Raw genomic sequence first — 13,785 nt, forward strand, 5'->3', positions numbered from 1 at the left:
CGGCATGAACGACATGACCCCGATCAAGGCTCCCCGCGAACGCAAGCCCGACTGGATTCGGGTGAAGGCGCCGACCTCGGCCGGTTTCGCCGCGACGCGGGCGCTGATGCGGTCGAAAAGCCTGACGACGGTGTGCGAGGAGGCGGCCTGCCCCAATATCGGGGAATGCTGGTCGAAGAAGCATGCGACCGTCATGATCCTGGGCGATACCTGCACGCGCGCCTGCGCCTTCTGCAACGTCAAGACCGGGATGCCGCGCGCGGTCGATCCGATGGAGCCGAACAACGTCGCCGATGCCGCGGCGCAGATGGGGCTGGCGCATATCGTGGTCACCAGCGTCGATCGCGACGACCTGCCCGACGGCGGCGCGAGCCAGTTCGTGAAGGTGATCGAGGCGATTCGGCGGTCCAACCCCACCACCACGATCGAAATCCTGACACCCGATTTCCGCAACAAGCACGAACGCGCGGTGGAGGCGATCGTCGCGGCGCGGCCCGACGTCTACAACCATAACCTGGAAACCGTGCCGCGGCTCTATCCGACGATCCGCCCGGGCGCGCGCTATTATGCGTCGCTGCGCCTGCTGGAGAGCGTGAAGAAGCTGGACCCGTCGATCTTCACCAAGTCCGGTGTGATGCTGGGCCTGGGAGAGGAGCGGCTGGAGGTTCATCAGGTGATGGACGACATGCGGTCCGCCGACGTCGATTTCCTGACGATGGGACAATATCTGCGTCCGACCCCGCGTCATGCGGAAGTGAAGGATTTCGTGCCCCCCGCCGCGTTCGATGCCTATGCCGCGATCGCGCGGGCGAAGGGGTTCCTGCTGGTCGCCTCCTCGCCGCTGACGCGGTCGAGCTATCATGCGGGCGACGATTTCGCGAAGATGCGCGACGCGCGCGCGGCGAAGCTGGCGAGGGTGCGTTGAGCGTACCTCCCCGGAACGGGGAGGGGGACCAGCCGCAGGCTGGTGGAGGGGTGACCTCCGCGAACGTATCGCCTGTGGCTACCCCTCCACCACTCGCTTCGCGAGCGGGCCCTCTCCGCGTTTCGGGGAGGTATTGACGTGCCCAAACACGCCGAGACCCGCACGCTTCCCTACACGCCGGAGCAAATGTTCGACCTCGTCGCCGACGTGCGCCGCTACGCGGAATTCCTGCCGTGGGTGTCGGCGATGCGTGTGCGCCGCGACAGCGATACCGAAACGCTGGCGGACATGATCGTCGGGTTCAAGGGCCTGCGCGAGACGTTCACGAGCAAGGTGGCCAAGATCAGGCCAGACAGCATCCGGGTCGATTACGTCGACGGGCCGTTGAAATATCTGCGCAACGACTGGCGCTTCCGTCCCGACGGCAACGGGGGATGCCATGTCGATTTCGCGGTGGACTTCGCGTTCAAGAACCGGGTGTTCGAGATGCTGGCGGGGCAGGTGTTCGGCGCGGCGCTGCGGCGCATGATCGGCGCGTTCGAGGAGCGCGCGGCAGTCCTCTACGGCGTGCCGTCGTCCGACGGGGGCAGCAGCAGTTCGAGCGCGCACAACGCCGCCTGAAGCCGGATTCCCGCGCGGCCCAGGTCGCCGAACAGCCGCTTGTCCGCGACCACGTCCGACGGGTCGCCGCCGCGCTCGGCGCGTGCGAAGACGACGGTGCCGATGGGCTTCTTCTCGGTTCCCCCGCCCGGTCCCGCCACCCCGGTGATCGCGACCGCGACGTCGGCATCGGTCACCTTCAGCGCGCCCTGCGCCATGCTCCACGCCACCGCGATCGACACCGCGCCGAACGTGTCGAGCACGTCGTTGCTGACGTTCAGCAGCTTCGCCTTGGCTTCGTTGGAATAGGTGACGAGCCCTGCCTCCAGCACGTCGGACGAGCCGGGTATTTCGGTCAGCGCGGCGCAGACGAGGCCGCCGGTGCAGCTTTCGGCGACCGCGATGCGGCGGCCCGCGGCGCGGTTCTCCTCGATCACGCGCCGCGCGGCGTCGATCAGGCGGTCGGGAAGGACGCCGTCGTCGGCTGGCGCGGTCATTTCGCGGCGCACACCGGCAGGTCGGGAATGTCGATGCGCCCGCCCTTCGCGCGCTCCGCCTTCAGATATTGCAACGTCGCGGCGACGATCCCGGCGGTGTTGCGCGCGGGCAGCGGCTCCAGCAACGTCACGAGGCGGTCCAGCGTCGGGCAGTCGGCAGCCTGGATCTGGCCCGTCACCTGTGGCGCGACGAGCGACGTGACCAGCGGCCGCGCCAGATCGCTCATCAGCAGCGCGGAAAAGCGCGGATCGCTCAGCTTCCCCAGCGCGGCGCGTGCGGCGGGCCAGGCGCCATCCGCCGCGACATCGTATTTCGACAGGAACGCGCCCGAAGGGCGACGCAGCAGGCTGGTCGCGGGCAGGGTCGCGCAGACGCGGCCCGCATCGCGGATCACCTCGGGCAGCGATACCTGCACGATCGCCTCCGCCTCGGTCGCGGTCAGGCACGATTGCGCGGCGGCGGGGGACGCCAGCGACGCGGCGGCAAGGAGGGCCAGCAGCGGCCTCATGCCGGCAGCACGATCGTCGCCACCGCCTGCGCGGCGATACCCTCGCCGCGGCCGGTGAATCCCAGTTTCTCGGTGGTCGTCGCCTTCACACTCACCCGATCGGTCGACAGCCCCAGAAGTTCCGCGATCCGCGCCTGCATCGCCGCGCGGTGCGGCCCGATCTTCGGCGCCTCGCACATCAGCGTCAGGTCGACGAAGGTGATGCGGCCGCCCTTCGCCTCCACGAGGGATCGCGCATGCGACAGGAACTGGCCCGATTCGGCGCCGCGCCATTGCGGGTCGCTGGGCGGGAAATGCGTGCCGATGTCGCCTGCCGCGATCGTGCCCAGCACCGCGTCGGTGATGGCGTGGAGCGCGACGTCGGCGTCGCTGTGCCCCGACAGGCCGTGGGTATGCGGGATCAGCACGCCGCCCAGCCACAATTCGTCGCCCGCTTCCAGCCGGTGGACGTCGAAGCCGGTGGCGCTGCGCGTCTCGCCCGCGACACGCGCGGCGGCGGTCGCGAAGTCGGCCGCGTAGGTCACCTTCTCCAGCATCGCATCGCCCTCGACCATCGCCACCGATCCGCCCGCGGCGCGCACCATCTGCGCATCGTCGGTCGCCTCGCCACCCTGCCACCGGGCGTGGGCGCGCGCCAGCGCGTCGCGGCGGAACGCCTGCGGCGTCTGCACGCGGTTCAGGCCCGCGCGCGGGACGATCGTCCCGTTTTCGGACACCAACGTATCCGCGACCGGCAGGACGGGGATCGCGCCGTCATGCGTGTCGAGCGCGGCAAGCAGGCGGTCGATCACCGCGGCGGGCAGGAACGGGCGCGCGGCGTCGTGGACCAGCACGCGATCCGCCGCCACGCCGTCGAGCGCGGCGGCGACGCTGTCCTGCCGCCGCGCGCCGCCATGGACCCAGCACGCGCCCGGCACCGCGGCGTCGAGCAGGGCTTCCTGTCCCGGCGCGATGACGACGACGACCGAATCGATCGCGGGATGGGCCGTCAGCGCGGCGTGGCTCCACGCGATCATGGCGCGGCCCGCGAGCGGGGCGAACTGCTTGGGCAGCGCGGCGCCGCTGCGTTCGCCTCTTCCGGCGGCGACGATGATCGCGACGATGGTCATGCCCGCCGCCTAGCCGCTCCGGCGCGCGCTTGCCAGTGGGGCGGGAAACGACTAACTGCCCGTTTTTCAGGCAGTAGATATGGCGACCCTCACTCCCATCCAGATCGGTCCCGTGCGGATCGACCAGCCCGTCGTGCTGGCGCCGATGACCGGCGTCACCGACCAGCCCTTCCGTACGCTCGTCCGCCGCTACGGCTCCGGCCTGAACGTGACCGAGATGATCGCCAGCCAGGCCGCGATCCGCGAGACGCGCCAATCGGTGCAGAAGGCGATGTGGCATTTGTCCGAAGAGCCGGTCTCGATGCAATTGGTCGGCTGCACCCCGTACGAGATGGGGGAGGCGGCGAAGCTGGCGCGCGACAAGGGCGCGGCGATCATCGACATCAACATGGGCTGTCCGGTCCGCAAGGTCACGAACGGCGACGCGGGCTCCGCGCTGATGCGCGTGCCCGAACTGGCGCGCGCGATCATCGACGCGGTGGTGAAGGCGGTCGACGCGCCCGTGACGCTGAAGATGCGGATGGGCTGGGACCTGGACAGCCTGAACGCCCCCGAACTGGCGCGCATCGCACAGGACCTGGGGGTGCGGATGGTGACGGTCCACGGGCGGACGCGGAACCAGATGTACAAGGGGTCGGCGGACTGGCGCTTCATCCGACGGGTGAAGGATGCGGTGACGATCCCCGTCATCGCCAATGGCGATATCTGCTCGATCGAGGATGCGGAGGCGGCGCTGGAGCAATCGGGCGCCGACGGCCTCATGATCGGGCGCGGCGCCTATGGCCGTCCGTGGCTATTGGGGCAGGTGATGCGCTGGTTCGAAACCGGCGAGCGCGTGCCCGCCCCGTCGCTGGACGAACAATATCGCGCGATCGCCGAACATTACGAGGCGATGCTGACGCATTACGGCACCGTCACCGGCGTCAACATGGCGCGCAAGCATATCGGCTGGTACACCAAGGGACTGACCGGATCGGCGGAATTCCGCAACGCCGTGAACCAGGAACCGGACCCGGCGCGCGTGAAGGCGATCCTGGCCGAATTCTACGCCCCCTATCGCCTGCGGGCCGCGGCCTGATGTTCGCCGCGCGCGGTCCGGACGAGGCGGAGCTGATCGCGGCGCTGCCGGTCGCGCTGCTGGTGGTCGATCCCGACGGACGGGTGGTGCGCGCGAACGGCGAGTGCGAGGCGTTGCTGAACCGGTCCGAACGATCGATGCGCGGGCAACCGATCGACACCGTCCTGCCCGAGGCGGGCGGACAGCGCGACGGGCAGGGCGACGGGCAGGCGGTCGCCGCCTTCGATGCCGAGATCGGGACCAGCAGGGGCGCGGTGCGCGTCGACATGATCCAGGCCGAGGTGCCCGATCACCCCGGCTGGCGCACGATCACCCTGCACAACGCCGCGGGCCGGCGGCTGGCACACGATCGCACCGCGGCGGCGCGGTCCGCGGTCGGGGCGGCGGCGATGCTGGCGCACGAGATCAAGAACCCCCTGTCCAGCATTCGCGGCGCGGCGCAGCTGATCGCCGACGGCGCGGAACAGGCCGACCTGACCCGGCTGATGATCGCGGAGGTCGACCGCATCGCCGCGCTGATCGACCATATGGAGGGGTTCACCGACACGCGCCCTCGGAATGTGGAGCCGCTGAACATCTATCCCCTGCTGGCCCATGCGCGCGAGGTCGCGCTGGCGGGGTTTGCACGCGGCATCGCGATCGAGGAGCAATACGATCCTTCGCTGCCCCGCGCCTTGGGCAACGGCGACGCCTTGTTGCAGGTGTTGCTGAACCTGCTGACCAACGCCGCGCACGCGCTCGGGCGGATCGGGGAGCGGCGGATCACGCTGGCGACCGCCTATCGCCACGGCTTCACGATGGCAAGCAGGGGGCAGCCGCGCGTCGCCTTGCCGATCGAGATATGCGTCATGGATACCGGCCCCGGCGCGCCGGCTGACATCGCGGACCATCTGTTCGACCCGTTCGTGTCGGGGAGGCCGGAGGGGAAGGGCCTGGGCCTCGCGCTCACCGACAAGCTGGTGCGCGATATGGGCGGCGTCATCCGCTACTCGCGGGAGGGCAATCCCCACATGACCGTCTTCCGCATCCTCCTGCCGCGCGCGCCGAAATGAGCGGGCGGATCCTGCTGGTCGACGACGACGATGCGGTCCGCGTCGTGGTGGCGCAGGCGCTGCGGCGGTCGGGACACGACGTGCGGACCGCGGCCAGCCTGGCGGAGCTGGAGCGCGAACTGGTTTCGCATCCCCCCGACGTCCTGGTGACCGACGTGGTCCTGCCCGACGGCGACGGGATCGAGCGGGCGCAGGAGGTGCTGGCCACGCGGCCGGGGATGCCCGTGATCGTGCTGTCGGCGCGTAACACGCTCACCACCGCGGTGCGCGCGAACGAGGCGGGGGCGTACGATTATCTGCCCAAGCCGTTCGACCTCGATACGCTGACCCGCACCGTCGCTGCGGCCCTGGCGCGCGCGGGATCGTCCGCGCCGGTCGAACCGCGCGGGGAGGATCTGCCGCTGATCGGGCGGTCGGCGGCGATGCAGGAGGTGTATCGCGTCATCGCGCGCGTCGTTTCCAACGACCTGACCGTATTGGTGTCGGGCGAATCGGGCACGGGCAAGGAACTGGTCGCGCGCGCGGTCCACGATCTGGGCGCGCGGCGCGCGGCGCCGTTCGTGCCGATCAACATGGCGGCGATCCCCCGCGACCTGATCGAGGCGGAGCTGTTCGGGCACGAACGCGGCGCCTTCACCGGGGCGGGGCAGCGCAACGCCGGGCGTTTCGAACAGGCCGCCGGGGGCACGTTGTTCCTGGACGAGATCGGCGACATGCCGATCGAGGCGCAGACGCGGCTGCTGCGCGTGCTCCAGTCGGGCGAGTTCACGACGGTCGGCGGCGCGCGGACGATCCGTGCGGATGTGCGCATCGTCGCCGCGACGAATCGCGACCTTCAGGGCGCGGTGGCGTCGGGGCAGTTCCGCGAGGATCTGTACTACCGTCTGGCGGTCGTTCCGATCCTGCTTCCTGCGCTGAGGGAACGGCGCGACGACGTCGCCGAACTGGCGCGGCACTTCCTCCAGAAGGCGAGCGACGAGGGGCTGCCGCGCAAGACGCTCGACGCTGGCGCGGTCGCCGCGCTGGAGGCGCACGACTGGCCCGGCAACGTGCGCGAGCTGGAAAACCTGATGCGCCGGCTCGCCGCGCTCAGCCGCGACGACCATATCGGCGCGGCGGAGGTGCAGGGCATGATCGGACGCGCCGCGGCGGTCGAGCCGGTCGGCGACGTCGGGATCGAGGCGGCGGTGCGCGCGATGATCGACCGGCTGGCGCGCAACGATCCTGCGGCGCTGGACGACGGCAGCCTGTACGATCGCGTGATCGGGGAGGTGGAGAAGCCGCTGATCGAGGCGATGCTGGCGCGCCATGGCGGCAACCAGCTGCGCGCCGCGCGCGCGATCGGCCTGAACCGGAACACGCTGCGCAAGCGTCTGGACGTGCTGGGGATCGATCCGGTGGGGCGCGGCGCGGATTAGGATCGCCCCGCGCGTCCCGCGAAGGATCGGGTCGTGTCGCGCCAACGTTCCGACGAATATGTGTTCTCTATGCAACACCATTGTTGTAGCGGGAGGGCGATGACCGCGCCGACCGCGACAGACCCTGCCCCCGGCCGTCGGGGGCACCGGACCCTGGTGACCCCCCGGGTCGAGCTGGCCGTGCTGGCGGTCGTCATCGCGATCGCGGCCGGGACCTATTTCGTGGTGCGGGACGAGGGCGGGGCGCAGCGGCTGCTGGCGCCGCAGACGGTCGCCTTGCTGCTGGTCGCCAACCTGGTCGCGGGCATCGCGCTGATGATCCTGCTGGGCCGTCGCATCGCGCGGAAGCGCGCGGCGCAGTCTCCCGTCGGTGGGGAGGGGCGGCTGCATGTCCGGCTGGTGCTGCTGTTCTCCTGCGTCGCCGCCCTGCCGGCGATCCTGGTCGCCATCTTCGCCTCCCTGCTGTTCCAGTACGGCGTGCAATTCTGGTATTCGGACCGCGCGCGCGGGTTGTTCGAGAATGCGGCCTCGTTGACGCAGGCGTCGTACGACCAGATCGTCCAGCGTTGGGACGAGGCGACGGTGACGATGGCGGACGACCTTTCCGCCTTCCTGCGCGAACGGCCGATCGACGCGCCGGACTTCGCCGATTTCTTCGGGCGCCAGGTCTATTACCGCAGCCTGTCCGAAGGCGCGCTGTTCGCCCTGAACCCGCGCGGTGGCCTACAGATGCTGGCGCTGGTCGATCCGTACGAGATCGATATCGCGCGCCTCGTGACGCCGCAGGTGATCGCGCGGTTGCGCGGCGACCGGCGCAGCGTGGTGATCGTGACCGGCGACCGGATCCAGGTGTTCACGCGCCTGCCCGGTGCGGACCGGGTCTATCTGTACGCCGCGCGCGTGACCGATCCGAAGGAGATGACGACGCAGACCGCGCGCGCGCAATCGGCGCTGGCCAATTATCGCCAGCTGCTGGTCCGTGCGCGATCGTTGCAGCTGCAATTCAACGCCGCCTTGTTGATCGTGTCGCTGCTGATCGTCGGGGTCGCGGTATGGATCGCGCTGGCAGTCGCGGACCGGCTGGTGCGGCCCGTCGGCGAACTGGTGCAGGCGGCGCGCAGGGTCGAGGGGGGCGACCTGTCCGCGCGCGTCGTGGAAACGCCGGAGCGCGACGAGCTGGGCGTCTTGTCCAATGCGTTCAACAGCATGACGGCAAGACTTCAGGGGCAGAATGCGGAGCTGGTCACCGCCAACGAACAGGTGGACAGCCGTCGCAAGCTGATCGAGGCGGTGATGTCCGGCGTCTCCGCAGGCGTCATCTCGATCGCGGAGGACCGGACGATCCGCCTCATCAACAGTTCGGCGAAAGTGCTGCTGGGCCTGGACGCGTCCCCGATCGGGCGATTCCTGGCCGACGTCGCGCCCGAACTGGCGCACGTGCTGGATGCGGAGAAGCGCGAATCGACCGTCCAGTCGACCGTGCGCGGCGAGGGGCGGACCTTCGCCGTGCGGGTCACGCGCGCGGGCAGCGGTCCGATCCTGACCTTCGACGACATCACGCAGCAACTGACCGACCAGCGCCGCGCCGCCTGGGCCGACGTCGCACGGCGCATCGCGCACGAGATCAAGAATCCGCTGACGCCGATCCAGCTGGCGGCGGAACGGCTCCAGCGGCGCTACGGCACGAAGATCGAGGAGGGGGATACCACTTTCTCCCGCCTGACCTCCACGATCGTGCGACAGGTCGGCGACCTGCGCCGGATGGTCGACGAGTTCAGCAGCTTCGCACGGATGCCCAAGCCCGTTTTCCGCGAGGAATCCCTCGTCGATATCGCGCGCCAGACGATGTTCCTGCACGAGGTCGCGCACCCGGGCATCCGGTTCGAGATCGTCCACGACGATCCCGGCCCGACCCTGGTCTGCGACCGCCGGCAGTTGGGCCAGGCGTTGATGAACATCGTCAAGAACGCGGTCGAAGCCGTGGAAGAAGCGGACGAATCGGAAGGTTCGATCACGATGACGCTGGCGCAGACGGGGGCGGACGCCGGGGGACGCGTGACGATCGCGGTGGCGGATTCGGGCGTCGGCCTGCCGCTGGAACGCGACCGGATCGTCGAGCCGTACATGACCACGCGTGCGCGCGGCACCGGGCTCGGCCTCGCTATCGTGAAGAAGATCGCGGAGGAACATTTCGGTACGATCGCATTCGCCGATCGGCCGGGCAGGGGGACCATCGTGACGTTGTCGTTCGACGCGGGCATGCTCGCCACGCTGTCGGAAGGGGACGATTCCGCAACCGAGGGCGACGATCGCACGATCGCTGCGCTCACCAGACATCGGACCTAAGCCATGGCGATCGACATCCTCGTCGTCGACGACGAACTCGACATCCGCGAACTGGTCGCCGGCGTGCTGGAGGACGAGGGCTACGACACCCGGATGGCGGGCGACAGCGACGCGGCGCTGAACGCGATTTCGGAACGACGCCCCAGTCTCGTCCTGCTGGACGTGTGGCTTCAGGGCTCGCGCCTGGACGGGCTGGACCTGCTGGAGGAGATCAAGCGCCGCGATCCGTCGATCCCGGTGCTGGTGATATCCGGGCACGGCACGCTCGACACCGCGGTCGCCGCGATCCGGAAGGGCGCGGCGGACTTCATCGAAAAGCCGTTCCAGGCCGAACGCCTGCTGCTGATGGTCGAGCGCGCGACCGAAACCGAGCGCCTGCGCGCCGAGGTCGCCTCGTTGCGCCAGGCGGTGGGGCGCGCGATCGACCTGACGGGCAGCTCGACCGCGATCAACGCGGTCCGCGCGACGCTGAAGCGCGTGGCGGGCACGGGCAGCCGCGTCCTCATCATGGGGCCCGCGGGCGTGGGCAAGGAGGTCGCCTCGCGCCTGCTCCACGGCTGGAGCCAGCGCGCGCACGCCAACTTCGCGATCGCCAGCACCGCGGGGATGGCACCGGAGCGGGTCGAGGAGGATCTGTTCGGCGTGGAGGAGGGCGGCGACCTGATCCGCACCGGCCTGCTGGAACAGGCGCACGGCGGCACGCTGTTCCTTGACGAGATCGCGGACATGCCCGCCGCGACGCAGGCGCGGATCCTGCGCGTCCTGACCGACCAGTCGTTCACGCGCGTCGGCGGCACCCGCGTGGTGAAGGTGGACGTGCGCGTCGTGTCCGCCACCGCGCGCGATCTGGCGGTGGAGATCGCGGAGGGGCGGTTCCGCGAGGATTTGTTCTATCGCCTGAACGTCGTGCCGGTGACGATCCCCCCATTGGCGGAACGGCGCGAGGATATTCCCGCGCTGGTCGAGCATTTCGTCGCGCATTACGCCGCCGACCGCCGCGTCCCCCCGCCCGAAATCGCGACCGACGCGCTGGTCGCGCTGCAATCCTACGACTGGCCGGGCAACGTGCGCGAATTGCGCAACGTGGTGGAACGCACGATCATCCTCGCACCGGGCGACCGGATCGGGCGGATCGACGTCGACATGCTGCCGGCGGAGATCCTGGGATCGCCGGATGCGGGCACGGGCAGCAGCTCGATCATGGGCGCGCCGCTGCGCGAGGCGCGCGAGACGTTCGAGCGCGAGTATCTGCGCGTCCAGATCCGCCGCTTTTCCGGCAACATCAGCCGCACGGCCAGCTTCATCGGGATGGAGCGTTCGGCGCTGCACCGGAAGCTGAAGCTGCTGGGGATCACCGAAACCCGCGACGAATGACGCCACTGGACGCGGGGCATACGGAACCATAGCTATATCCCGTCGCTTCGAGCGGCACGCCACCGACGCCGGCAACGGCGCATCCGCGGGGAACCTCCCGCCAAGAACAAGGATTAGCCGACATGGCCGACAAGCAGACCTCGCTCCAGGACCTGTTCCTCAATGCGCTGCGCAAGACCAAGACCCCCGTCACGATGTTCCTGGTCAAGGGCGTGAAGCTTCAGGGCATCGTCACCTGGTTCGACAATTTCTCCGTCCTGCTGCGCCGCGACGGCCAGTCGCAGCTGATCTACAAGCATGCGATCTCCACGATCATGCCCGCCGGCCCGATGGACCTGACCGGCGTGGTCGTCCCCCCGGCGGAGGGGAAGAAGCAGCCCCTGTTGCAGGACATCTTCCTGTCCGCGGTGCGAAAATCGGAGGATCCGGTGACCATGTTCCTGGTCAACGGCGTGATGTTGCAGGGCGGGATCGCGTCGTTCGACCTGTTCTGCATGCTGCTCCAGCGCGACGGGATGGTCCAGCTGGTGTACAAGCACGCGGTGTCGACGATCCAGCCGTCGCGCGCGCTGAACCTGGCCGAGGAGCAGGGCGCGGACGATCAGGACGACGGAGACGGACGGGATTGACCGCGTGAGCACCGGCTTCGAGCGCGACCGCGACGAATTCTCGCGCGGCGCGAAGGCGGTCGTGGTCTATCCCGACCTCGGCGGATCGGCGCGCGACGCGGACTCGCGGCTGGCGGAGACCGCGGGCCTGGCCGCCGCGATCGGGATCGAGGTGGTCGACCGGATCGCGGTGAAGGTCCGCTCGCCGAAGGCGGCGACGCTGATGGGATCGGGGCAGGTGGAGGAGATCGCCACCCGCGCGCGCATGGAGGATGCGACGCTGGTCGTGATCGACGGCGCGCTGACCCCGATCCAGCAGCGGAACCTGGAAACCGCGCTGGCGGTGAAGGTGATCGACCGCACCGGCCTGATCCTGGAAATCTTCGGCGAGCGTGCCGCGACCGCGGAAGGGCGGTTGCAGGTCGAACTGGCGCATCTCGACTATCAGTCGGGGCGGCTGGTGCGCAGCTGGACCCATCTGGAACGCCAGCGCGGCGGCTTCGGCTTCCTGGGCGGTCCGGGCGAGACGCAGATCGAGGCCGACCGCCGCCTGATCCGCGACCGCATGGCGCGGCTGAAGCGCGAGCTGGAGCAGGTGACGCGCACCCGCGGCCTGCACCGCGAACGGCGGCAGCGCGCGCCGTGGCCCGTCGTCGCGCTGGTCGGCTATACCAATGCGGGCAAGTCCACGCTGTTCAATCGCCTGACCGGCAGCGACGTCATGGCGGAGGACCTGCTGTTCGCCACGCTGGACCCCACGCTGCGGCAGATCAGCCTGCCGGGGATCGACAAGGCGATATTGTCCGACACGGTCGGCTTCGTCTCCGAACTGCCGACGCAGCTGGTCGCGGCGTTCAAGGCGACGCTGGAGGAGGTCGTGTCCGCGGACCTGCTGGTCCATGTCCGCGACGTGGCGCACCCCGACAGCGCGGCGCAGAAGGCGGATGTCGAGGCGGTGCTGGCCGAGGTCGGCGTATCGGAAACGACTCCGCGGATCGAGGCGTGGAACAAGCTCGACCTGCTCGACGGCGACGCGCGCGAGGACCTGCTGGTCGAGGCGATGCACCGCGACGATGTCGCGGTCCTGTCCGCCCTGACGGGCGAAGGGGTCGACGCCCTGGTCCGGCGGCTCGGCGACCTGCTGACCGGCGGGCACGTCCGCTATACCGTCTCGCTCGACGCCGGCGACGGCGCGGGGGCGGCATGGCTGCACGCGCATGGCGAGGTGCTGGACCGGGAGGTTGAGGACGATCGCGCGGTGTACGAGGTGCGGATGTCACCGGGCGACTATGACCGCTTCCTGACGCGGGGGGCGTAGCTCCCGGTCGCCCCTGCGCAGGCGGGCGCCGGTGTCTGTCGGAGCGGTCGAACCGGCTGCTTACGGCTCCCGTCCGCTCGTGATTTATCGCCTACCCGGACGAGACAGCCATAGGCCCCTGCCTACGCAGGGGCGACGGCCAGGCGTCATTGCGAGCGTAGCGAAGCAATCCAGGGGTTCCGCGCGACGCCCCGGATTGCTTCGCCGCGCTCGCAATGACGAACCGCGCGGGTCAGGCCCACCCCTCTAGCACCTGATCCGGCGGGCGGTGGCCGTCGGCCCACATGCGGATGTTGGCGATCACCTTCTCGCCGGACGCAAGCCTCGCTTCGTAGGTCGCGGATCCCATGTGCGGGGTCATCACGACGTTGGGCAGCGCCAGCAGTCGCGGGTCGATCTCCGGCTCGTGCCGCCAAACGTCCAGCCCCGCGCCTGCCAGCCGCCCCGCCTCCAATGCCTCGACCAGCGCATCCTCGTCCAGGATGCCGCCGCGGCTGGCGTTGATGACGAAGACGTGCGGGCGCAGCAGCGCGATCCGCTGCCGGTCGATCAGGTCGTGCGTATCGGCGTTCAGCGGCGTGTGCAGCGTCAATATGTCGATCGCGCCCAGCATCTCGTCCAGGTTCGGGTGCCATTCCGCCTGAAGCTCCGCCTCCACCACCTTGGGCAGGCGATGGCGGTTGTGGTAATGGATCGACAGGCCGAACGCGCGCGCGCGGCGCGCCACCGCCTGGCCGATCCGGCCCATGCCGACGATGCCCAGCGCCTTGCCGCCGATGCGATAGCCCAGCATGCCCCCGGGGGACCAGCCGCTCCACTCGCCGCTGCGTACCAGCTTCTCCCCCTCCGCCAGCCGGCGCGGGACCGACAGGATCAGCGCCATCGTCATGTCGGCGGTATCTTCGCTCAGCACGCCGGGCGTGTTGGTCACGATGATCCCGCGCGCGCGCG

The 13,785-nt window shown here is 69.6% G+C and carries 12 protein-coding genes and 1 pseudogene; 9 read left to right on the forward strand and 4 right to left on the reverse strand.

Annotated elements, in window-relative coordinates; translation table 11 throughout:
• Window positions 1-4: 4 nt before the first annotated feature.
• Both lipA and ASG29_RS11870 read left to right on the forward strand, forming a co-directional pair.
• Window positions 5-925 carry a lipoyl synthase gene (gene lipA, locus ASG29_RS11865; protein ID WP_055984077.1) on the forward strand — a complete coding sequence of 307 codons (921 nt, stop codon included), beginning with the start codon at window positions 5-7 and terminating at the stop codon, window positions 923-925.
• A 138-nt stretch (window positions 926-1,063) separates the two neighbouring features.
• Window positions 1,064-1,546: a type II toxin-antitoxin system RatA family toxin gene (locus ASG29_RS11870; RefSeq protein ID WP_055984079.1), complete on the forward strand. Its 483-nt coding sequence runs from the start codon at window positions 1,064-1,066 to the stop codon at window positions 1,544-1,546.
• Here ASG29_RS11870 and ASG29_RS11875 read toward each other — a convergent pair.
• From ASG29_RS11875 to ASG29_RS11885, 3 genes are read right to left on the reverse strand one after another with little or no spacing between them, the layout of a single operon-like run.
• Entirely contained in the window at window positions 1,486-2,022 is a 537-nt protein-coding gene (locus tag ASG29_RS11875; protein WP_055984082.1) for a CinA family protein, read from the reverse strand. The genes ASG29_RS11870 and ASG29_RS11875 overlap by 61 nt on opposite strands.
• Entirely contained in the window at window positions 2,019-2,531 is a 513-nt protein-coding gene (locus tag ASG29_RS11880; protein ID WP_055984085.1) for a hypothetical protein, read from the reverse strand. The genes ASG29_RS11875 and ASG29_RS11880 overlap by 4 nt, the downstream gene beginning before the upstream one ends.
• Window positions 2,528-3,640: a bifunctional 2-C-methyl-D-erythritol 4-phosphate cytidylyltransferase/2-C-methyl-D-erythritol 2,4-cyclodiphosphate synthase gene (locus ASG29_RS11885; RefSeq protein WP_055984090.1), complete on the reverse strand. Its 1,113-nt coding sequence runs from the start codon at window positions 3,638-3,640 to the stop codon at window positions 2,528-2,530. Before ASG29_RS11885 ends, ASG29_RS11880 begins: the two co-directional genes overlap by 4 nt.
• A gap of 79 nt (window positions 3,641-3,719) precedes the next feature.
• Here ASG29_RS11885 and dusB point away from each other — a divergent pair, with 79 nt between their 5' ends.
• From dusB to hflX, 7 genes and pseudogenes are all read left to right on the forward strand, one after another.
• The gene (gene dusB / locus ASG29_RS11890; RefSeq protein ID WP_055984093.1) at window positions 3,720-4,718 is read left to right on the forward strand and encodes a tRNA dihydrouridine synthase DusB; all 999 of its coding nucleotides are present in this window, start codon (window positions 3,720-3,722) and stop codon (window positions 4,716-4,718) included.
• Window positions 4,718-5,770 carry a two-component system sensor histidine kinase NtrB gene (locus ASG29_RS11895; RefSeq protein WP_055984096.1) on the forward strand — a complete coding sequence of 351 codons (1,053 nt, stop codon included), beginning with the start codon at window positions 4,718-4,720 and terminating at the stop codon, window positions 5,768-5,770. The genes dusB and ASG29_RS11895 overlap by 1 nt, the downstream gene beginning before the upstream one ends.
• Entirely contained in the window at window positions 5,767-7,188 is a 1,422-nt protein-coding gene (gene ntrC, locus ASG29_RS11900; RefSeq protein WP_055984099.1) for a nitrogen regulation protein NR(I), read from the forward strand. Before ASG29_RS11895 ends, ntrC begins: the two co-directional genes overlap by 4 nt.
• 99 nt (window positions 7,189-7,287) lie before the next feature.
• Window positions 7,288-9,534, forward strand: a complete 2,247-nt coding sequence (locus ASG29_RS11905) for an ATP-binding protein (RefSeq protein ID WP_055984102.1) — start codon at window positions 7,288-7,290, stop codon at window positions 9,532-9,534.
• A gap of 3 nt (window positions 9,535-9,537) precedes the next feature.
• Window positions 9,538-10,908 carry a sigma-54-dependent transcriptional regulator gene (locus ASG29_RS11910; protein ID WP_055984104.1) on the forward strand — a complete coding sequence of 457 codons (1,371 nt, stop codon included), beginning with the start codon at window positions 9,538-9,540 and terminating at the stop codon, window positions 10,906-10,908.
• Between the two features lie 62 nt (window positions 10,909-10,970).
• A pseudogene (gene hfq, locus ASG29_RS11915) lies at window positions 10,971-11,537 on the forward strand (RNA chaperone Hfq); the annotation flags it as partial.
• Between the two features lie 4 nt (window positions 11,538-11,541).
• On the forward strand, window positions 11,542-12,834 hold the full coding sequence (hflX, locus tag ASG29_RS11920; protein ID WP_055984108.1) for a GTPase HflX: 1,293 nt from the start codon (window positions 11,542-11,544) through the stop codon (window positions 12,832-12,834).
• Between the two features lie 232 nt (window positions 12,835-13,066).
• Here hflX and ASG29_RS11925 read toward each other — a convergent pair.
• Window positions 13,067-13,785 (reverse strand): 2-hydroxyacid dehydrogenase (locus ASG29_RS11925; protein WP_235532888.1); only part of this gene is annotated, 719 nt, incomplete at its 5' end.

It is taken from the genome of Sphingomonas sp. Leaf412, from assembly GCF_001425405.1.
Classification (GTDB): Bacteria; Pseudomonadota; Alphaproteobacteria; order Sphingomonadales; family Sphingomonadaceae; genus Sphingomonas.

Coding starts and splice junctions, on each gene's coding strand:
- lipA (WP_055984077.1), top strand. CDS start 5: ATGAACGACATGACCCCGATCAAGGCTCCCCGCGAACGCAAGCCCGAC.
- ASG29_RS11875 (WP_055984082.1), bottom strand. CDS start 2,022: ATGACCGCGCCAGCCGACGACGGCGTCCTTCCCGACCGCCTGATCGAC.
- ASG29_RS11880 (WP_055984085.1), bottom strand. CDS start 2,531: ATGAGGCCGCTGCTGGCCCTCCTTGCCGCCGCGTCGCTGGCGTCCCCC.
- ASG29_RS11885 (WP_055984090.1), bottom strand. CDS start 3,640: ATGACCATCGTCGCGATCATCGTCGCCGCCGGAAGAGGCGAACGCAGC.
- dusB (WP_055984093.1), top strand. CDS start 3,720: ATGGCGACCCTCACTCCCATCCAGATCGGTCCCGTGCGGATCGACCAG.
- ASG29_RS11895 (WP_055984096.1), top strand. CDS start 4,718: ATGTTCGCCGCGCGCGGTCCGGACGAGGCGGAGCTGATCGCGGCGCTG.
- ntrC (WP_055984099.1), top strand. CDS start 5,767: ATGAGCGGGCGGATCCTGCTGGTCGACGACGACGATGCGGTCCGCGTC.
- ASG29_RS11905 (WP_055984102.1), top strand. CDS start 7,288: ATGACCGCGCCGACCGCGACAGACCCTGCCCCCGGCCGTCGGGGGCAC.
- ASG29_RS11910 (WP_055984104.1), top strand. CDS start 9,538: ATGGCGATCGACATCCTCGTCGTCGACGACGAACTCGACATCCGCGAA.